General features: G+C 55.7%; 14 protein-coding genes. 1 reads left to right on the forward strand and 13 read right to left on the reverse strand.

Going from position 1 to position 20,176, the window contains the following annotated elements; all coding sequences use genetic code 11:
• Positions 1-38: 38 nt before the first annotated feature.
• Complete coding sequence (locus B5F17_RS08825) at positions 39-1,400, reverse strand: MATE family efflux transporter (RefSeq protein WP_087373118.1); 1,362 nt, start codon at positions 1,398-1,400, stop codon at positions 39-41.
• Positions 1,401-1,514: 114 nt separating this feature from the next.
• Here B5F17_RS08825 and B5F17_RS08830 point away from each other — a divergent pair, with 114 nt between their 5' ends.
• The gene (locus B5F17_RS08830; protein ID WP_087373121.1) at positions 1,515-2,273 is read left to right on the forward strand and encodes a MerR family transcriptional regulator; all 759 of its coding nucleotides are present in this window, start codon (positions 1,515-1,517) and stop codon (positions 2,271-2,273) included.
• A gap of 50 nt (positions 2,274-2,323) precedes the next feature.
• Here B5F17_RS08830 and B5F17_RS08835 read toward each other — a convergent pair whose 3' ends face one another.
• The 12 genes from B5F17_RS08835 to der form a co-directional block, all read right to left on the reverse strand.
• Positions 2,324-5,584, reverse strand: a complete 3,261-nt coding sequence (locus B5F17_RS08835; RefSeq protein ID WP_087373124.1) for an LXG domain-containing protein — start codon at positions 5,582-5,584, stop codon at positions 2,324-2,326.
• Positions 5,581-8,040 (reverse strand): efflux RND transporter permease subunit, encoded by a 2,460-nt coding sequence (locus tag B5F17_RS08840; RefSeq protein ID WP_087373127.1) that lies wholly within the window; start codon positions 8,038-8,040, stop codon positions 5,581-5,583. The genes B5F17_RS08835 and B5F17_RS08840 overlap by 4 nt, the downstream gene beginning before the upstream one ends.
• Positions 8,041-8,203: 163 nt before the next feature.
• A complete protein-coding gene (locus B5F17_RS08845; RefSeq protein WP_087373129.1) occupies positions 8,204-8,923 on the reverse strand; it encodes an SDR family NAD(P)-dependent oxidoreductase in 720 nt (239 codons plus the stop codon).
• Between the two features lie 71 nt (positions 8,924-8,994).
• Positions 8,995-9,972: a 6-phosphofructokinase gene (gene pfkA, locus B5F17_RS08850; protein ID WP_016146335.1), complete on the reverse strand. Its 978-nt coding sequence runs from the start codon at positions 9,970-9,972 to the stop codon at positions 8,995-8,997.
• A 169-nt stretch (positions 9,973-10,141) separates the two neighbouring features.
• A complete protein-coding gene (locus tag B5F17_RS08855) occupies positions 10,142-10,399 on the reverse strand; it encodes a hypothetical protein (RefSeq protein WP_087373132.1) in 258 nt (85 codons plus the stop codon).
• 287 nt (positions 10,400-10,686) lie between these two features.
• A complete protein-coding gene (locus tag B5F17_RS08865) occupies positions 10,687-14,202 on the reverse strand; it encodes a DNA polymerase III subunit alpha (protein WP_087373139.1) in 3,516 nt (1,171 codons plus the stop codon).
• 17 nt (positions 14,203-14,219) lie between these two features.
• Entirely contained in the window at positions 14,220-15,125 is a 906-nt protein-coding gene (gene whiA / locus B5F17_RS08870) for a DNA-binding protein WhiA (protein WP_087373141.1), read from the reverse strand.
• 27 nt (positions 15,126-15,152) lie between these two features.
• Positions 15,153-16,016: an RNase adapter RapZ gene (gene rapZ, locus B5F17_RS08875; RefSeq protein WP_016146330.1), complete on the reverse strand. Its 864-nt coding sequence runs from the start codon at positions 16,014-16,016 to the stop codon at positions 15,153-15,155.
• An 18-nt stretch (positions 16,017-16,034) separates the two neighbouring features.
• A complete protein-coding gene (gene murB / locus B5F17_RS08880) occupies positions 16,035-16,934 on the reverse strand; it encodes a UDP-N-acetylmuramate dehydrogenase (RefSeq protein WP_087373143.1) in 900 nt (299 codons plus the stop codon).
• Between the two features lie 191 nt (positions 16,935-17,125).
• Entirely contained in the window at positions 17,126-18,142 is a 1,017-nt protein-coding gene (locus B5F17_RS08885) for an NAD(P)H-dependent glycerol-3-phosphate dehydrogenase (protein WP_087373146.1), read from the reverse strand.
• The gene (gene plsY / locus B5F17_RS08890; protein ID WP_087373150.1) at positions 18,139-18,807 is read right to left on the reverse strand and encodes a glycerol-3-phosphate 1-O-acyltransferase PlsY; all 669 of its coding nucleotides are present in this window, start codon (positions 18,805-18,807) and stop codon (positions 18,139-18,141) included. Before plsY ends, B5F17_RS08885 begins: the two co-directional genes overlap by 4 nt.
• A gap of 18 nt (positions 18,808-18,825) precedes the next feature.
• Positions 18,826-20,151, reverse strand: a complete 1,326-nt coding sequence (gene der / locus B5F17_RS08895; protein WP_016146326.1) for a ribosome biogenesis GTPase Der — start codon at positions 20,149-20,151, stop codon at positions 18,826-18,828.
• Positions 20,152-20,176: the final 25 nt, after the last annotated feature.

Raw genomic sequence — 20,176 nt, forward strand, 5'->3', positions numbered from 1 at the left:
GTCCAAATGGACGGTCTTTTTTGTTCTCACACGCGCATTCAATTTTGATCGGCAGATTGCAGGTTCATTTCTGCCTTTGTCTGTTTGAGTGTCTTTGGGAAAAACAGCAGAAATCCGAGCGCGACAATCAAGGTCAGGATCTCGGCTGCGGGCACGGCCAGCCAGATGCCGTTCATGCCCCAAAAACGCGGCAGGACAATTAAGAATAACAACAGCAGCGCAAAGGAACGCAAAAAGGTAATGAGTCCCGAGAAATATCCCTTTCCGTACGCCATCATGCGTATGGCAGAGAAAATATTAACACCGGAAAACAGAAAACCCATGCCATACAGTCGCATGCCCCAGACAGCCATGGTATACACCACGCTGTCACGCTGCGCAAAAAAGGATACGCCGACCGGCGCTAACAGATAGGTTGCCGCGTACATGACAAAGGGTGCAACGCACAGAAAGCGATGGGCATACCGTTCCAGCACCCGGCACACATCATATCTGTGGTCGCCATACGCATAGCTCAGCGGAGGTGCTAGGCCCATAGAAAAACCGAAGTAAATACCGATGCACAAAAACTGCAAGTACATGATGATGGACACGGCTGCAATGCCGTCCTCTCCAGCAAACACCATGGCAGTGCGATTGAAGACGATGGTTGTGATGGCGATGGCAAGCTGGTTAATGAACTCCGACGCACCGTTGACCATGCAGTACAGTCCGGTGCGTGCCGACAGGCCGTGTCGAGTCAGCCGCAGCGCACCCGATCGCACGACAAAATAGAGCGCACCCATAACAAACGAAAGGCACAGTCCCAGAATAGTCGCCAGCGACGCGCCCAGAATGCCCATCTGCATCCGTCCGACAAACACATAGTCCAGGATGATATTTAAAATACCACCCGCCAGCGCGGTCAGGAAGCTGTACGTCGGACTGCCGTCCACGCGGATAAAATAAGTGAACAGCTCTTTTCCAATGACGACCGGTGTGCCGATGAGCCACCAGAACGCATAGGTTTGGCAGTCCGCCATCGTTACCGGTGTTGCGCCCAGCAGGGTCAATATGACAGACAGGTTGGTCCAGACGAGCAGCGAGACCACACAGCCAAGCAGGATGTAGCCCAGCACGCTGATTGTAAATGCACGGTCGGCCTGATCTTTCCGTCCACCGCCCAGATGCAAGGCTGCAATCGAGCTTCCGCCGGTCGCAAAGGCCAGTGCAATACCGGTCAGCACGTTGACGATCGGATAAACAATATTGATTGCCGCCAGTGCGTTCGTCCCCACATAAGCCGAGACAAAAATACCGTCCACCATGGTGTAAACCGTGTTGAACAGCGAAGTGAGATAGGTCGGTATCATAAACCGCAGCACGCGGCTGAGGCGCACCTCGGATGCCGACCGAAACATCAATTTTTTTCCATTCTGATTCCTCCCCTCATCTATGATAAACCTTAAAGTTACTTGAAGGTCAACACCAAATATGGCATAATGTAGAAAAAGATCATTTGGAGGAATGTTTGCTTGGATCAGCAGTTCCATATCGGCCAGATTACTCGCTTTTTCGATCTCCCCGCATCCACCCTGCGCTACTGGGATGAGATCGGTATCCTGACACCGCACAAAAATCATACAAACAGCTACCGGGAGTACACGGTTTCCGATTTGATGACGATATCCGACATTATTTTCTATAAAAATCTCGGTATCTCTTTACAGCAGATCGGTGCGATGGAGCAAGCAGAACCGGAAGAACACACTCGCCTGCTGTGCGGGAAAATCGAGGAGCTGGAACGCCAGCAGCAGGAAATCGCACAGCGCATCCAAAAGCTGCACAATCACCTCGCAGCCATCGAGACGCTGGGCAAGCTCCGTCAGAGTCCTTTCTCTCCTGCCAAGATCGATACCGACTGCATCGTCTCCTTTGACTTAAACGAAATTGATAAGCTGCGCCAATACATGGAAAATCCTTATCTGTATTCCCGTGTGCAGCACTCTGACAGCCTTGCAATCGAGCATCGTGGACTCACCGTACCGCGCGTGCAGCGTTCTGCCATTCCGTCCGATCAAATTCTGTGGGAGCGTTCTGCGGATTCCCGATACGTCGCCTGTCTGGTGCAGGAATCGGTACCGGATGACTACCGCAGTAACCTGCCCGAACTGCTCTCGCACATCCAGAAAAGCCATCGAACCGGCACGATCATCAGCCGCTTTTTGCTCCATGCTGCCGAAAACGGCGTGGTCTATGACTTTTATCAAACGTTTGTGGAGATCTTAGACTAGTATTTTACACAGCAAAAAGGAGTCCCTGATTTCTAGGGACTCCCTCTTTTTTATTCCATCTTCTGGGGTTCTTCGTTCGGTGTCTGCTCGGTCTCATTCTGGATGTCATCCGGCGCTGCCGCTTCCTTGCGTCTGCGGCGACGGCGGACGATGCAGAATGCCAAGCCCAAAATGATCAGGACCGCTGCGCCGCCCAATGCAACAAACAGCACAGTGTGATTGCGTCTGACAACCAGCAGGCTGCCCTCCGGTGCGCCCTCACAGATCAGATAGCTGCCGTCGAGCGTGCTGTCGATGACCTGCATCTCACCATTCTGGATCACAGCCACGTCGGTGCCGTTCTCTCCGGCTGCAACGTGCAGCGTAACCGTATCGGGCATCGGGGTATCGTCCTCGATATCGTAGGCGTAGGCCGCAACCAGCTCATACCCGCTCGGAATCTGGGAATCATCCGGCGACCAGGTACGCACATCGATCTCAGCATCGGGTGAGAATGCACCCTCAGCCAGCAGCACCGGGACACGTCCGGGCGATGAAATGGTCGAGCGGAGATCGTCATAGACCGCATGGACGGTCTGGCTGCGCACGATGTCAGTCCGGTCAAATTCATCCCAGCTGCCGTACGTGCCGCCCGCTTCGGGAACCTCTGGAATCAGGCTCTCATCCACGGCGCCACCGTACGAAACCGGAATTTCGGCAATGGTCTTGCCGTCCGCGACAAAGGATACCGCAAAGGTCAGGAAATCCGCTGGGACACCGGACAGTGTGCCGAAGGTGGCAAAATCCACGCCGTCGCTCTTGCCCGCGTAGCTGATGCCGTCCACGCCTGCCAGGTCTTCGTTGAGGTAGTAATTTCCCGAAACCGTTCCCGAGGCTGCACCCGCAACCGCGCCCAGCTTTTCCCCGTCGCTGTCCACACGAGTCATGGCACGACAGTTCGTAATATCCTTACCCTGTCCGGCGATACCGCCCAGGTTGTCGCCGCCCTTCAAATCGACCTGCGCTGCACAGTTTTCAATGCTGCCGCTCGACTCACCCGCAATGCCGCCGGCTTTGCCGCCCGACTCGGTTTCAACCTTGCACTTGCTCACGCATCCAATGGCGGCGCCCAGCTCGGAGCGTCCCAGAATACCACCGGCGCACTCATTTTTCGCCGTAATATTTCCGTCGTTGCGGCAGTCCTTGAGCGTTGCCTTGAGGAATGCATGGGTGTCAACCGTGAGCTTGTCGCTGTCCAGATCAATATCTTCTTCGGGGTCAATGTCCAGCTCAGGTGCAATCATACCCGCGATGCCGCCGACATTGCTGTCTGCCTGAATGGCTCCGGTATTCTTGCACGAGATGACACGACCCGGACCGCTATCTCCTTGGCTTTCCGAAACGTCATCCACGGTCTTCTCCGGTACCTTGACCAGATTCTTGATGGCATCCTCGACCGTAGACATGGTGGTGATAATGGACTGTGTGGTCGCGTGCAGGTCGGTGTTCGTGCTGGCTGCACCATCGGTCATCTGTCCAACACGATCATTGATGATGGTCAGTTGACTATCCACGTCGTCCATGGTCTTCTGCCCCTTATCCCCCAACGTGCTGGTATACGAGCGCAGCGTATTTTCAATCGTGCTCACATGACCGTTCACCTGTCTGAGGCTGTTCATGGCGTTGCTGCTGTATGCAGCGGTGTCCGAATTGATGGTACTTGCCAGATTTTCCAGCTTCTTGAGTGCGTTATTGGCATCGCGCAGTGCAACCTGAATCTCGGTATTGGACTGGCTGATTCCCCACTTGACGTTATCGGTCATGAGCTTGACGGCATCGACTGCGTCTTGCATGGCCTTCCGTGCACGTTCCACACGTGCGGACGGGTCAATCTTACCCAAATCTTCCAGTGCGCTGACCAGATCATTCAGCTTATCCTCAGCAGAACCGCCGCCGAGCAGAATGTCCGATACGGTCTGGCTGAATGTTGCCAGCTTTCTCAAATCATTCTTTGCGCCGTTCAGCTCATCGATTGCCTGCTGGATGTTATTCTGCACCTTGCTCGTCGCTGTGTCCACCTCTTCGGTTGCGGTGGTGATACCGTTTGTCAGTGTGTACGGTACATCCATCAGGTTCTTACGCACCTTTTTGAGCTGTCGATTGACTTCGTCCAGATTGCCCGAGGTCTCCTGAATAAAGGCATCGGTATCCCCGATGAGGCCAGACAGTGCATGATTGATGGACTGTGCCGCCGTGTGCACATCCCCGATCATAACATCCGCGTCTTGGATCGCCTCGGTGCCTGCTGAGTGCGCGGTATCGCGAATGGAGTTCATGGCATCATTCATGACCTTAAAGTCATCAATCGCGCCGCCTGCCGCCGAAGATACCTGATCGGCCAGCTGGCTCATCAGGCTGCTCAGCTGGTCAAGCGCCTGATCGAGGGCATCAATGGGCGACGTGCCGTAGGTGAAATTGACATACGGCTCAAACTGTCCCACGATACCGCCGACGTCCTTGCGTCCGTAGATCTTGCCACTGTTGGTACAGCCGGTCACGACACCGTTTTGACTGCCCACAATGCCGCCGGTATTATAGCCTACGTGCTGATAACCAATCTCGGCGGTGTTCTTACAGTTTTCGATCAGTCCAGTGGATTTACCCGTGATACCGCCCGTGTTGGTCGGCGCCTGGTCGCCGTCTGTATTGATGGTGCCCTCGTTGACGCAGCCCGAAATCGTACCATCACTGCGTCCGGCAATGCCGCCCGCGTTGGTCGAGCCGGTCACCGTCACACGGCTGACGCAGTCGCGAATCACACCGCTCTTTTCGTTGACACCGACCAGACCGCCGATGCTCTCATCACCGGTCACAGTGCCCTCAGCGGCGCACGAACGGATGGTACCCTCGTTGCGTCCGGCAAGCAGTCCCAGACCGGACTTGGTGCCCTCGGGTGCGACCGAACCCGACACGGTCAGGCTGGTAATCGACGCGCCCGGCTTGACGTATCGGAACAAGCCGCGGTCAGAACCCTTTCCCAAGCTATTATATCCGGAAATCGTGTGGTGACCGCCGTCAAACGTACCGCAGAACACTGGAACCGTAACCGAACCATAGCCCGCGAGATCAATGTCGCGATCGAGCACCACGGTAAGTCCCTGAGAGTAGGTATCTACCGCGCACTTCTGCGCAAATTCCTTAAATTCACTGCCGCTCGAAATGTGTAGGGTATTTGCATCGGCTGCCCAAGCCGAAAATCCCGGTGCCAGCGGCATAAGCGCCACCAGCACTCCGATTCCCAGCGCGGACAGGCGTTTTACATACTGTTTCATTTGCTTGTCTCCTCCTCCGTGTGGGATTCCGGGTCCGCCGGGTCTTTCTTAATGGGTTTCTTGCTCTCGATCATGGCGTTGATGTCACCGCGAATCAGGCCGCGAATCTCACCGTCCACAAAGCCCGATACATGGCCGCGAATGTGTCCGTCGACGTGCATAATGCCGCCCGAAAAACGCTGTTTGCGGTCGATGTTGAGCGTGATGGCCGTACGCTCAATCAGGGTATCGCCCAGAATGAGCAGCTGCGGCAGTACGGTCATAACCAGGAAAATCGAGGTCAGGGTGCCGCGTCCCAGTGCCAGACCGAGCGAGCTGATGGGCGGGTTGGTCGAAATCATGCCGATCAGGAAGCCGGAAGCGGTCATAATCGAACCCGAGGTCAAAATGGTCGGGAAACTCTGGTTTAACGTCTCGATGACCGCATCTCTGTGACTCATGATGGTTTTCAGTTCCATATAGCGGTTGGTAATGACAATCGCGTAGTCGATGGTCGCACCCATCTGAATGGAGCTGACGACGAGGTAACTGAGGAAGAACAAGTTGGTATGGGTCAGATACGGGAAGGAGAAGTTGATCCAGATACTGCCCTGAATGGTCAGAACCAGCAAGATCGGCAGACCGGCCGACTTGAAGGTAAAGAGCAGGATGATCATAACAAACAGTGCGGTCAGCACACTGATCTTAAGGTTATCACCCGAGAACGACTCGGACAGGTCACGTGCGTTGGTCGAGTTGCCGACCAGCAGCACATCATCCCCGTAATACTGTGCGGCGATGGCGCGCATCTGATCGAGCAGCGCAAAGGTCTGCGGGCTCTCTTCGGGCACATCTGCGATGAACACCAAACGCGACCAGTGCTCACCTTGCAGCTGCGGCAGACCGATATCCAGCTGCTCTTGCAGATCGTCTACCATCTCGGCCTGTTCACCCTCCAGCTTGATGACGCCCTTATCCTTCTGTTCGCACAGGAACTGGAAGCTGTCGACCAGCGGAATTTCATAATCATCCGGGTTCTGGAAGATGGCGCCGTACTCCTCATGTTCCAGACCATACGCCTGATACAGCAGCCGTGCCATCTCGATATCGACACCCGCAATCTCGGCAAACTGGCGGGGCTTGAGCTTATCGGTCAGCATATACCCCTCGGCCTCAGTATTGGCAAGGCCCTGCGCGCGATCGATTTCGGGCAGTTCCGAAATCTTGGCCAGAATCTTGCCCTCCTTCTCATAGTCCCCCTTGGGTACCAAGAGCGCAATCGTATTCTGATTGCCGAAGGTGTCCGAAATACGGTCGAGTGCGATGCGCTGTTCAGGCGGGTTATTGGTGTCAATAACGTTCTCCGAAAAACAGTAGTCACACTTTCCCGACAGGAAAATACCAGCAATGATGGTCACAAGGAAGATGGGCGGCAGGATATAGCGCAACTTGACCACCGCTTTGCCCACCAGACTGATGCGCGGCACCAGATTGGGATGCCGGGTGCGCTCGATGCCGTTTGAAAACAGCATGAGCAATCCGGGCATGAGCAGGAACACCGTGAGCATACTGCAAATAATGCCCTTGGACATGACCGCACCCATATCAAAACCGATGCGGAACTGCATGAGCATCAGTGCAATCATACCCGAAATTGTGGTCAGGCTGGAGGACGAAATCTCGACGATCGCCTTGGACAGCGCCGCAATATCGGCCTCTCTGGCCGGTTTGGTCTCGCGCTCCTCCATGTATCTGTGACAGAAAATAATCGCGTAGTCAATCGCAAGCGCAAGCTGTAAGACAATAGCGACCGAGTTTGTGATATAGGATACCTCACCGAACCAGTAGTTCGTGCCCATATTGAGCACGGCAGCCACGCCGAAGACGATCACATAAACCGGCACCTCCATATAGCTCTTGGAGGTAAACAGCAGCACGATAACAATGACAATGGCCGCAATGACTAGGATAATGCCCATCTCACTTTGCAGCTGCGCCGAAGTGTCCAGTCCGACTTCGGAATAAATGTACGTGTCATAGGGTGCAAGGATGGATTTCAGATGATCCATGGCCTGAAGGGCGACCGGGTCGTCCTTCTCCCCGTCAAAGGTCACGGTGATGAGGGCCGACGAGCCGGTATAATGCTTTTCAGTGTCATCGAACTCCACACCTGACACGCCGTCTATGTGTTCGATCTCCTTGGCCACCTGGTCGGCCTCGTCATAGGTAATATTGGTCAGCATAAACTGTCCGCTGCCCAGCGTCGTGAATTCCTCTTCCATGAGGGTCAATCCCCGTCTGGTCTCGGTATCCGCCGGCAAGTACGAGGTGATATCATTATTGACATGCACCTTACTGACCGAGGCCGCGCAGAACAGGACTGCTGCCAGAAAGACCAGATAGAAGGCTTTGCGCTTATCGACGATAAATCGTGCGAGTTTGAGCATGAAGTCTTCGGATTTGCGTTCTTCAGACATGTGCGTCCAACCTTTCCCGGGGGAAAAAGGCAGACTTCTCCCCGCTGTATTTTTGATACAGCTCTATGATACGCGCACCTGCAACAAAGGGCAAGCCGTCACCCCGTGACAGCCTGCCCTCCCTGTTACCTTTTGGGACAAATTCGCAAAATTGTCTCAATCTTCAAATGACAAATCCACCGGTCACGCCCAAAATCTGACCGGTGACGAACGTTGCGTCCTCCGAACACAGATAACGAATGGTGCGTGCAACCTCGTCCGCCCGTCCCAAACGTCCGAGATCGGTCTCCTCTGCCAGTCCGCGCAGTGTGTCCGCATCGTGCATGGCGTTCATTTCGGTATCGATGACACCGGGTGCAACGCAGTTGACTCGAATGCCCGACAGTCCAAGCTCGTGTGCAAGCGACTTGGTCAGACCGATGAGTCCCGCCTTGGACGCTGCGTAATGGCTCTCGCACGACGCCCCGGCAACACCCCAGACCGAGGAAACAGTCACGATCGCGCCGTCCTTATCGTGCACCAAATCGGGCAGCGCAGCCTGAATGGTATAAAACACGCTGCGCAGATTGCCGTTCATCACATAATCCCAGTCGTCGTCAGTCAGATCACAGAACATTTTCTGCCGCGCGACACCGGCGTTACACACCACAGCACCCACCGGTCCCAGCACTTCATGGATACGGTTCATGCATTTCTGCACGTCCTCACGCTTGGTCACGTCCGCCTGAATGGCCAGTGCTCCGGTCTCAGCCGCCAGCGTTTCGGCCTGTTCGGTGCGGCTGCGATAGCAGAACGCGACCTTCCAACCGTCCTGTACAAAGGCGCGGACAGCCGCGGCACCAATGCCTCGTGAGCCGCCGGTAATCCACACGGTTTTTCTCATGCTTGTTCCTCCTGTTCCAAAAAAAGACGGACAGGTTTGCCCTGTCCGTCGGTATTCCACTTTGCTTCGGCTTAGATCGCAACCGTGGTCTGTGCCTCAAACAGGCACTGATTGAGATCCTTGGTCTGGCTGAGCGCTTCCTCGATATCGATATCGATGACGCTGCCGCTTCTCAGTGCAACGACACGCTTGCTCTTGCCTTCTTCCAGTGCGATCACTGCGGCATAGCCCATACGGGTACCCATCACACGATCCTGCGAGGTCGGAGAACCGCCGCGCTGGATATGGCCAAGAATGGTCAGACGGGTATCGATACCGGTCGCGTCATGGATGCGGTCAGCGACAACCTGTGCCGAGCCGTAGCCCTCTGCGACGATGATAATATGATGGTTTCTGCCCTTGATACGGCCCATGCGCATCTTCTCAATGACATCGGTCTCAAAATCAATTTCACGCTCGGGCAGCAGAATCGCAGTTGCACCGCAGGCACAGCCTACATTCAGTGCCAGATGGCCGGCATGACGGCCCATAACCTCTACAACCGAGCAGCGTTCATGCGACTGCATGGTATCACGCAGCTTATCGATACAGTCAAGCGCAGTATTGCACGCGGTATCAAAGCCGATGGTGTACTCCGAGCAGCCGATATCGTTATCGATCGTACCCGGAATACCGATGCACGGTACACCCAGACGGGACAGCGCCAGCGCGCCACGGAACGTACCGTCACCACCGACACAGATCAGGCCGTCAATGCCCAGATACTTACAGGTGTCGGCTGCCTTTTGCAGGCCTTCCTCGGTCAGCATTTCCTTACAGCGTGCGGTATACAGCATGGTACCACCCTTACGGCTGATGCCATCGACAGAGCGTGCTGCAAGCTCAATGATATCACCGTTGATCAGTCCGCTGTAACCGCGGCGAATACCCAAAACGGAAATTCCATGTGCAGCTGCGGTACGAACGACTGCACGGATAACGGCATTCATGCCGGGTGCGTCGCCGCCGCTGGTCAGCACGCCAATTCTTCGGATCGGTTTCTGTTCCATAACTACGCCTCCTGAAAAGAATCTTAATTCTTGATATTTGCTATTCTTCCCTCACCCTGCGGTCAGCAAAAAAATACCGCAGATTTATATATATTATAGCAGTTTTCATATCAAAGTACAAGACACTTCCCTCAGATGTTATGTCAATGTACGCGTATTGTGGACATATTTACCTTTTTGTGCGCCGAACGAAGTTTTTCAAAACATCAATATAATACCACAGAATGGCCGCCATCAACATCAGGCATATAAACCGTCTGGAAACACCTTGTTCAGCATGAAGCAACACGGCAGACAGCGCAAACACCGAAAGCGCAACCAGCGCAGTCAGAAGAAGCAGTCCCAGCACCCGAATCCACTTGGGCATCTTTTCATACTGCGACCCTTCCAGGAACACAGATAACATCATCTCAATTAAAAATCTCACCGGCTATTCCTCTTAGATCGTCTCAGCGTTTTTCTGAAGAATCCAACATCATACCATAAAACCAGTACAATCAGGGCCACATACCAGACCCGTTCCAATCTACCGGTTGATGCGTCGAGCAGGAGCGCTGCCAGTGCAGCAACCGCAAGTACCGACAACGCGGTCAAACATACAATGCCTAACACGTGCATCCATTTTGGCGCATACTCTGCCTGCGATTTTTCCAGAAAGTTGGTCAATCTCGTGTCACGAAGAAAACTCATAAATTTTTTTCTCACGGGGATGGGTCACTTCAAAATAACATTTTCATTGCCCAGCAAAAAGCGCAAGTTCTGCATGAGCTGCAAATTACCGGCACACCACAGACTGCGCGGTGCAAGACGCGGCTTCCCGCCCGAAGTCAGGCACAGGACGACCGGAATCTCACCCGGCTGCTTGGCCAAAAATCGTTTGACCTGTTCAAACTGCTCGCCCGACAGTTCAGGCAGACGCAAATACAGGCGCTGTCCAGCCTTTGCCAATGCCTGCTGACCGGTCAGGGTGGGCTTTTTCGCCAGTTCCTTGGATTCGAGTGCGCTTACGCTCTCCTCGCTCAGCGGCGCTGCCGACTGTACGATCAGCTTGGGTGCTTCATCTTCGCGTGCGTCAATACGTCCATTGATCAAAACGGCCTCGTCTTCCTTCAGATACATGCCAAACTGCTGCAAGGCATTCGGGAAGACCACCAGTTCCATCATACCGGTCATATCTTCGACGGTCGCGTACGCCATCATGCTGCCCGATTTGGTGGATTTCAGCTTGACAGCCGACACAACACAGGCCAGATTGACGTACATGCCATCCTTATACTTGGGCTGCTCGGCGTCCGGCATGAGATCATCCGCAATCGCGCGAATCTTGGCCGCATTCGCCCGCTTGGCAAGCGATTCATAGGCATCCATCGGATGACCGGACAGATACAGGCCGGTGGTCTGCTTTTCCAGCGCCAACAGCTCTTTTTTGCCCATCTCGGGCAGGTTGGGCATGGCGATCTCCTCGTCCTGCACGTTCTCAACGCCCATACCGAACAGGTCAAGCTGTCCCTCGACGTTCTTGCGCCGTTCATTGGCGACTGCGTCCACCACCCGCTCGTATACAGCCAGCATCTGGCTGCGGTGGAAGCCCATGGAGTCAAACGCACCCGCCTGAATCATGCTCTCCAACGCACGGCGGTTTAAGTCCTTATCGTACAGGCGCTCACAGAAGTCCATGAGCGATGCATACGGGCCGTTCGCCTGTCGTTCTTCGACCAGCTGGCGCATAAAGGCACGTCCGACGTTCTTAATCGCAGCCAGGCCAAAACGGATATCCTCGCCGGATACCGAGAAGCCATCCTCCGAGCTGTTGACATCGGGCGGCAGAACACGAATGCCCATCTCCTTGGCCTCGGCAATGTACTCCGAGATCTTACCCGGCACGTCAAGTACCGAGGTCAGCAGCGCTGCCAGATATTCGCGCGGATAGTGACATTTCAGATAAGCGGTACGGTAGGATACAACCGCATAGCACACCGCATGCGCCTTATTGAAGGCGTAGTTTGCAAAGTCCATGATCTCGTCAAAGATCTCTGCTGCGGTCTGCTCGGGCACACCGCGTGCGATCGCACCGTCGATGCCCTCGTCCGGATTGCCGTAAATGAAGCTCACGCGCTCCTTTTCCAGCTCCTTGAACTTCTTCTTACTCATCGCGCGGCGCACCATATCTGCCTTGCCCAGCGAGTACCCGGCCAGCTTACGGAACGCCTCCATAACCTGTTCCTGATAGACCATACATCCGTAGGTGACCGACAGGATGGGTTCAAGCAGAGGATGCTTATAGCGCACCTTCTCGGGATGGTGACGGCACTCGATATAGCGCGGGATGGACTGCATCGGGCCCGGTCGGTACAGGGCAACGACTGCGGTGATATCTTCGATCGACTGCGGGCGCAGTCCGGTTACGACGTTGGTAATGCCAGCCGACTCGAGCTGGAACACACCCATGGTGCGTCCCTGACCGAGCATCTGGAAGGTCGCCGCGTCGTGGTCGGATACCTTCTCGATAGAAAAATCTGGTGTATGACGGCGAATCATCTTCTCAGCGTCCGCGATAACCGTCAGATTGCGCAGACCCAGAAAGTCCATTTTGAGCAGACCCAGCTCTTCGAGCGTGGTCATGGTGAACTGGGTCACCATCTGCTCATCGTTGCGCGCCAGCGGTACATAGGTGTCAACCGGGTCTTTGGTGATGACCACGCCTGCCGCATGGGTGGATGCATGACGCGGCATGCCCTCGAGCGCCCGTGCGGTGTCGATCAGATTCTTGACCGTCGGGTTGCTGTCATACATCTTCTTAAGTTCCGGGTTGATGGTCAGTGCACGGTCAATGGTGATGTGCAATTCCATCGGCACCTGTTTAGCAACCGCGTCGGCCTCATTGTACGGAATGGACAGGGCACGTCCGACATCGCGGATGGCTGCGCGGGCTGCCATGGTACCAAAGGTGACGATCTGCGCGACGTGGTCGGCGCCATACTTTCGAGTTACGTACTCGATGACCTCGGGACGGCGCACATAGCAGAAGTCGACGTCGATATCAGGCATGGACACGCGTTCCGGATTGAGAAAACGTTCGAAGTACAGCGAATACTTAATCGGGTCAAGGTCGGTAATGCCCAAGCAGTAAGATACAATAGAACCCGCCGCCGAACCACGTCCGGGGCCGACCGGGATACCGTTGCGCTTGGCGTAATGGATAAAGTCCGAGACGATGAGGAAGTAATCGACAAAGCCCATCTTGTCGATCATGTTGATCTCATAGTCCAGTCGCTCACGCACCGTGCCGTCGTCGTCCGGGTATCGCTCGTGCAGGCCTTCCAGACACAGCTTATCCAGATATTCCCGTGCGGTATATCCGTCCGGTACGTCAAATTGAGGCAGGTGATATTTTCCGAACTCGAATTCTACCTGACAGCGGTTTGCAATCTCGACCGTGCGCGTAATGGCATCCGGGTGAGTCGGAAAAAGCGCAAACATCTCCTCTTCCGACTTGATGTAAAACTCGCTCGTCTCAAACTTCATGCGGGTGGGGTCGTCCACCGTCTTGCCCATCTGAATGGCCATCAGCACATCCTGAATGCGGGCATCTTCACGGGTCAGATAGTGCGCGTCATTGGTCGCAACCAGCGGAATGCCGGTCTCGTCCGACAGGCGGTACAGACCCATATTGACTTCTTTCTGTGCCTCGATGCCATGATCTTGAATTTCCAGAAAGAAATTATTCTCTCCGAAAATCTCACGGAACTCGAGTGCCTGTCTTTTGGCGCCCTCATAGTCGCCATTCATCAATGCCTGCGGAATGGAACCGGCCAGACAGGCCGACAGGCAGATGAGTCCCTTGCTGTGCTTGCGCAGCAGGTCGAGATCGACACGGGGGCGGACATAAAAGCCCTCGGAAAAACTCAGGCTGACCATGTGAATGAGGTTGCGGTAGCCCTCCATGTTCTCACACAGCAAAATCAAATGCCTATGCCACTGTCCCTGGGCGTAACCGCGCTCAAAGCGCGAGCCCGGCGTGACGTAGACCTCACAGCCGATGACCGGGTGAATGCCGCGCGCCTTGGCAGCTCTATAAAAATCAATGGCGCCGTACATGACACCGTGGTCGGTCATTGCAACCGCGGTCTGTCCCAGTTCGGCGACATGATCCATCAGCTTCTCGATCCGGCATGCGCCGTCGAGCAGGCTATATTCGGTATGTACGTGCAGATGTGCGAAATTTTCCAAATCGGCATTCCCTCCTTTTATTCCGAGTCAATGACATGCATGGCAATCTCCATGATTCGTCCCAGCCGGTGACTCAGACCGGGCTTGGAGATTGGCGGGTCAAACTTAGCCGCAAGCTCGGCCAGGCTGGCGGTCGGATTGGCGACGCGCAGGTCGACGGTCTGACGCAGATTTTCCGGGAAAATCTCAATGCCGCCGATTGCCAATGCCTTCTCGATGGCCGAAATCTGCTTGGTGGATGCGCTCGTAATCTTAATCAGATTGGCAGTCTCACAGTTGACCTTACGGTTGATCTCTCCGCGCAGCTGCTTTTCCACCTTGGCTTCCATAATCGCCAAAGCGGCATGCCGTGCGCCGATGAGGGTCAGAAAATCCTCGACCTGTGCGGTGTTCTTCCAGTACAGCAGCCAGGTCGACCGGCGCTCGATCATCTTGGGCATGAGCTCCAGATCAAGCAGCAGACTCATGACCTCACGCCCTAAAATAGCGTGTCCGGTCTTGATCTCCAGATGACTCTTTTTATCCGGCCCGGCGACGCTGCCCGCCATCAAAAACATGCCGCGCACAAACGCTGCGGCACAGCAATCGTTTTCAATCACATTGCGGTTCAAGTGATAGGTGATATAGCTGCGGAAGTCATAGCCCATGTGTTCCATGACTGCCGCAATCTCGCTCGGCTCGGTCAGCTGGATGACCTTGCGCCGTCCGACCGACACCGGCTGCGCGGACACGCCGCACACCTTGTTCAGCAGCATTGCTGCACGCCGGATAATGGACGGCTGTTCACTCACCAGACGAATTTCCCGGCAGGAAAATGCCGCGCCGAAGAGCAGCATGCCATACAGCTCGGCTGTGCGGCAGCAGGCTCGTCCAGCCGGTGCACGACACAGTTCATTTTTGGTTCTTGCAGAAAAGGTCAGCATAGTCGCCCTCCTTGGCGCGGTGACCGGTCAAGCACGCTGATAGTCCCGATGCACTACGGTCAGGTTCTTATTGCCTTCGGCGCGCAGATGTGCCGCCAGTGCCTCGGTGATGGCAACCGAGCGATGCTTGCCGCCCGTGCAGCCGATGCAGACCACAACCGAGGTCTTGCCCTCGGAAATGTATCGCGGAATCAGGAAATCCATCAGCGAGTTGAGGTGCATCATCAAGGCATCCGCCGTGCCGCCCTGGAACACGTAGTCCCGTACAGCCGGTTCGGTGCCGTTATGTTCGCGCAGGCTGATCTCATAGTACGGATTGGGCAGAAAACGCACGTCAAACACCAGATCAGCCTCGGTCGGAATACCGTGCTTAAAGCCAAACGACTCGACAATGATCTGGAAGACCTGTCCGCTGTCCGTACCTGCAAACAGGCGCACCAGGTGCTCGCGCAGTCCGGCAGCCGTCAGTTTTGTGGTGTCTACGACGTAATCCGCACGGCCGCGCACGGCTTCCAGACGGTCGCGTTCGCGGTCGATGGCCTCGGCTAGGCTCAGGCCCTCGTTCATCAGCGGATGCTTACGGCGCGTCTCCTTATAGCGCGTGATCAGCGTCTGCGTTGCCGTATCCAGATACAGGATGCGATAGTCACAGCCCATGCTGCGGATGCTGTCAAGCGACGTGAACAGTTTACTGAAGCTATCACCCGCGCGCACGTCGGTGACCAGCGCAACCTTGTCATACTGCTCGGTTGCAGCCAGGCAGATCTCCGCAAACTTCGGAATCAGTGGAATGGGTAGGTTATCCACGCAGTAATAGCCCAAGTCCTCGAGCACAGCCACAGCGCGGCTCTTACCCGCGCCAGACATACCCGTTACAATGAGAAAATGCACAATAATGACCCCCTTTGGTCAGACCAGCCGAACCTCACAGTGAAGTTCGACGCCAAAATTTTTCAAAACCGTCTGCTGGACATGCTCGATCAGCGCCAGCATATCCGCACAGGTTGCGCCGCCGCGATTGATGAGAAAACCAGCATGCTTTTCCGAAACCTGCGCGCCCCCCACGGTATATCCCATCAGTCCGCTGTCCTGAATCAGCTTACCCGCAAAGTATCCTTCCGGGCGCTTAAAGGTCGATCCGGCGGACGGAAATTCAAGCGGCTGTTTGTCCCGACGGCGCTGGGCGTAATCCTGCATTTTTTCGCGGATCACGTCGGCAGAGTCGGGCGACAGGCGCAGCTCGGACGACAGCACGATCCAGTCCGGATGGGACTTGAACACGCTCTCGCGGTAGCCGAACTGGTGCGCATCCCCCTCGATTGTCCCAATCTTCCCCTCACCGTCCAGATAGCGCGTGCGCACCACAATGTCATCCATCTGGCCGCCGTAAGCGCCTGCGTTCATAAAGACCGCACCGCCCAGCGTACCCGGGATACCTGCGGCAAACTCTGCGCCGCCCAATCCCTGACGCAGAGCGCACGATGCGATGGAAAACAGCGATGCACCCGCCTCGGCGCGGATGGTGCTGCCCGAGACCGTGATCTCGTGCATCTCAGCCGTACACAGCACAACACCGCGCACGCCCTCGTCGTGCACCAGCAGGTTGGAACCGCGTCCCACGACATAGAGCGGAACGCCTGCGCCGCGAATGATCGGAACGATTTCCTCGAGCGGTGCACCCGAAGCGCAGTCCAAAAACAGGTCGGCCGGGCCGCCGATGCGGAAGGTCGTATGATGTGCCATCGGTTCGTGTTCCCGGATGCGGATATATGATTCATAAGGCTTCAAAGCAGCAATGATATCTTGCATGAAGAGCCTCCTTTTTCAGAAATGATAAAATGGTATACAGGTTTATTATATCCCATTTGCACCTCCAGCGCAACAAGTTCGCCGGAATCTTGTTTGCGGGGTTTCTCTTTACTCTATGCCACGTTTGCACGAAAAAACCCGGGACTTTACGTCCCGGGTATATTGTGTCATCAGAAAAACAGGGGGATATATCAGGTCAGCCAGGTGGTCTCACTCTCGTGCTCGTCCTTCTTGGAGCGTCCCATGAGCGCCGCAATGCCGCGGTGCACATCGCCACCCTCATAGAGCACGTGATACAGTTCACTGGTAATGGGCATAGACACGCCGGTCTTCTGCGCCATGTGATGTCCGGCCTCGGTCGCGTAATATCCCTCGACAACCGCGCCGATCTCCTCCATGGCCTGCTGGACACTCTTGCCCTTGCCGATCAGGATACCGGCACGGCGGTTGCGCGAGTGCATGGACGTACAGGTAACGATCAGGTCACCCATGCCGGACAGACCGGCAAAGGTCTCCTGCTTGGCTCCCAGCGTCACGCCCAGACGTGCAATCTCGGTCAGTCCACGGGTCATCAATCCGGCCTTGGAGTTATCTCCCAATCCCAGACCATCAGCAATACCGGCAGCCAGTGCGATGACGTTCTTAAACGCACCGCCGATCTCTGCACCGATGATGTCGGACGAGGTATACACGCGGAATATCTCATTCATAAACACATCCTGACACAGTTCGGCTGCCGAACGGCTGGCTGATGCCGCAAGAATCGCTGTCGGAATGCCGCGTGCGACTTCCTCTGCGTGGGTGGGGCCGGTCAGGGCGACCACCGGATTCTGTCCGCCAAATGCGCGGTCGATGGTCTCGGAAAAACGGCAGTAATCGTGCGCTGCGTCCAATCCCTTGCCGACATTGACAATGGGAACGCCTGCGGGCACGATGGCTGCGGCCTTCTCTGCGGTCTCTGCGACTGCAAAGCTGGGTACTGCCAGCACGACCAGCTCGGCATCGCGTGCACAATCGATCTCGCTTGTCAGCGCAATCTGCTCGGGAATGTGCACACCGGGCAGCAGCTTGGCATTCATACGGGTTTCCCGGAGCTGTCTGCACTGCTCCTCGCGATGCGTCCAGGTGGTCACCTGATGACCGTTATGCGCCAGCACCAGCGACAATGCAATGCCCCAGCTGCCTGCGCCATAAACCGTGATCTTCATTTACCGTTCTCTCCTTTTCGGTCATCGCCCGTAATCTGCGGCTTGCCATGCAGCGTGAATTTGTTTTCCTTACCCGCTAAAATACGCTTGATATTGGAGCGGTGCAGATAGATGACCGCGCCCGACAGAATGACCGCAACCACGGTATACAGCGGACTGCGGTAGAAATAGTACATGGTGAACGGGAAGCTGATGGCGCCCAGAATGGAGCCGAGCGACACCCAGCGCGTCAGTGCGACCGCGATGATAAACAGTCCGAGTGCGACGAGGAAAATACGCCAGTCGAACAGCAGCAGTGTCATTGCGCCGACCAGCACGCCCTTGCCACCGCGGAATCCAAAATAGAGCGGATAGACATGTCCGAGGATGACAAACGCACCCGCGAGCAGCTTGCCGCCCGGACCGAGCAGCGCACCACCGATGGACAGTGCTGCCGCAGCCTTAGCCAGATCGCCCAACAGAACCAGTCCGGTCTTTGCGCCGCCCATCGTGCGATAGGCATTGGTCAGACCGGCATTTCCGCTGCCGTAGTCGCGGATATCCCGTCCGAGCGTCAGTTTACAGACAATGATCGCAAAACTCAGCGAGCCCAGCAAATAAGCACAAATCATGGTGACGATGGCGCAGCCTGCCGTGCCCAGTGTCTGTGTCAGTGATTGGATCATAACCACATTCCCCCACTTTTATTCCTTATCGCCGCGCTGGCGTACGATCATACGCACCGGCGTACCGGTCAGGTCAAATACCTCACGGATCTGGTTTTCTAGATAGCGCTGATACGAGAAATGGAACAGGCGTGCATCGTTGCAGAAGCACACAAAAGTCGGCGGGCATACACCGGCCTGGGTCATGTAGTAAATCTTCAGGCGGCGGCCCTTATCGGTGGGCGGCTGCACACGCGCGGTCGCCTCGGCCAAAATGGAGTTAAGCTGTCCGGTCGGGACACGCTTATGGTTCTGCTCGTAAACGTGGCAGATGGTCTCGTAGATCTTATCGACACGCTGTCCGGTCTTGGCAGAGATGAACAGCACCGGTGCGTACGGCATATAAGCCAGACCCTCGCGCACGCGCAGGGTGTACTCCTTCATCGTGCCGCCGTCCTTCTCGACCAGATCCCACTTATTGACCACGATGATGCAGGCCTTGCCGGCGTTATGCGCCTCACCTGCAACCTTGGTATCCTGCTCGGTTACGCCCTCAGTGGCGTCAATCATAATGACGCACACGTCAGCGCGTTCCACTGCCATGAGCGAGCGCATGACCGAGAATTTCTCGATCTTCTCCTCGACCTTGGACTTACGGCGGATACCTGCGGTATCAATAAAGGTAAATTTACCGTACTGGTTGTCCAGCTTAGCGTCTACGCTGTCGCGGGTGGTACCGGCGACATTGGATACAATGACGCGCTCCTCACCGAGGACACGGTTGAGCAGGCTGGATTTGCCGACGTTGGGCTTACCGATGAGTGCAACGCGAATGCGTCCCTCGTCCTCGTCGTCCTCTTCCTCGGGCGGGAAGTACTGGAATGCTTCGTCGAGCAGGTCGCCCGTGCCGTAGCCGTGCAGTGCGGAAATGCCGAACGGCTCACCCAGGCCGAGGTTATAGAACTCGTAGAACTCGGGCTCGGGCTGGCCGGGCTTGTCGCACTTATTGACCGCCAGCACAACCGGCTTGCCGCTGCGCTGGAGCATGGCTGCAACGTCCATGTCCGAAGCGGTCACGCCTGTGCGCAGGTCGGTGATGAAAATGATGACATCCGCGTGATGAATCGCGGTCTCTGCCTGAAAGCGCATGAACTTCAGGATCTCGTTATCGTTGGACGGCTCGATACCGCCGGTGTCGATGATCGAGAACACGCGGCCGCGCCACTCACATTCCGCATACAGACGGTCACGGGTGACACCCGGGGTGTCCTCAACAATGGACAGGCGCTTGCCGGCCAGTCGGTTGAACAGCTGGGACTTGCCCACGTTCGGGCGGCCGACGATCGCAACAGTTGGTTTGGACATGGCGTTTCGCCTCCTTTATCGCAAT

Source organism: Butyricicoccus pullicaecorum (genome assembly GCF_002160355.1).
In the GTDB taxonomy this organism is placed as follows: Bacteria; Bacillota; Clostridia; order Oscillospirales; family Butyricicoccaceae; genus Butyricicoccus; species Butyricicoccus pullicaecorum.

Excerpts from the sequence above, each read along its gene's own strand:
- B5F17_RS08825 (WP_087373118.1), bottom strand. The coding sequence starts at position 1,400 with ATGTTTCGGTCGGCATCCGAGGTGCGCCTCAGCCGCGTGCTGCGGTTT.
- B5F17_RS08835 (WP_087373124.1), bottom strand. The coding sequence starts at position 5,584 with ATGAAACAGTATGTAAAACGCCTGTCCGCGCTGGGAATCGGAGTGCTG.
- B5F17_RS08840 (WP_087373127.1), bottom strand. The coding sequence starts at position 8,040 with ATGTCTGAAGAACGCAAATCCGAAGACTTCATGCTCAAACTCGCACGA.
- B5F17_RS08845 (WP_087373129.1), bottom strand. The coding sequence starts at position 8,923 with ATGAGAAAAACCGTGTGGATTACCGGCGGCTCACGAGGCATTGGTGCC.
- pfkA (WP_016146335.1), bottom strand. The coding sequence starts at position 9,972 with ATGGAACAGAAACCGATCCGAAGAATTGGCGTGCTGACCAGCGGCGGC.
- whiA (WP_087373141.1), bottom strand. The coding sequence starts at position 15,125 with ATGCTGACCTTTTCTGCAAGAACCAAAAATGAACTGTGTCGTGCACCG.
- murB (WP_087373143.1), bottom strand. The coding sequence starts at position 16,934 with ATGCAAGATATCATTGCTGCTTTGAAGCCTTATGAATCATATATCCGC.
- B5F17_RS08885 (WP_087373146.1), bottom strand. The coding sequence starts at position 18,142 with ATGAAGATCACGGTTTATGGCGCAGGCAGCTGGGGCATTGCATTGTCG.
- plsY (WP_087373150.1), bottom strand. The coding sequence starts at position 18,807 with ATGATCCAATCACTGACACAGACACTGGGCACGGCAGGCTGCGCCATC.
- der (WP_016146326.1), bottom strand. The coding sequence starts at position 20,151 with ATGTCCAAACCAACTGTTGCGATCGTCGGCCGCCCGAACGTGGGCAAG.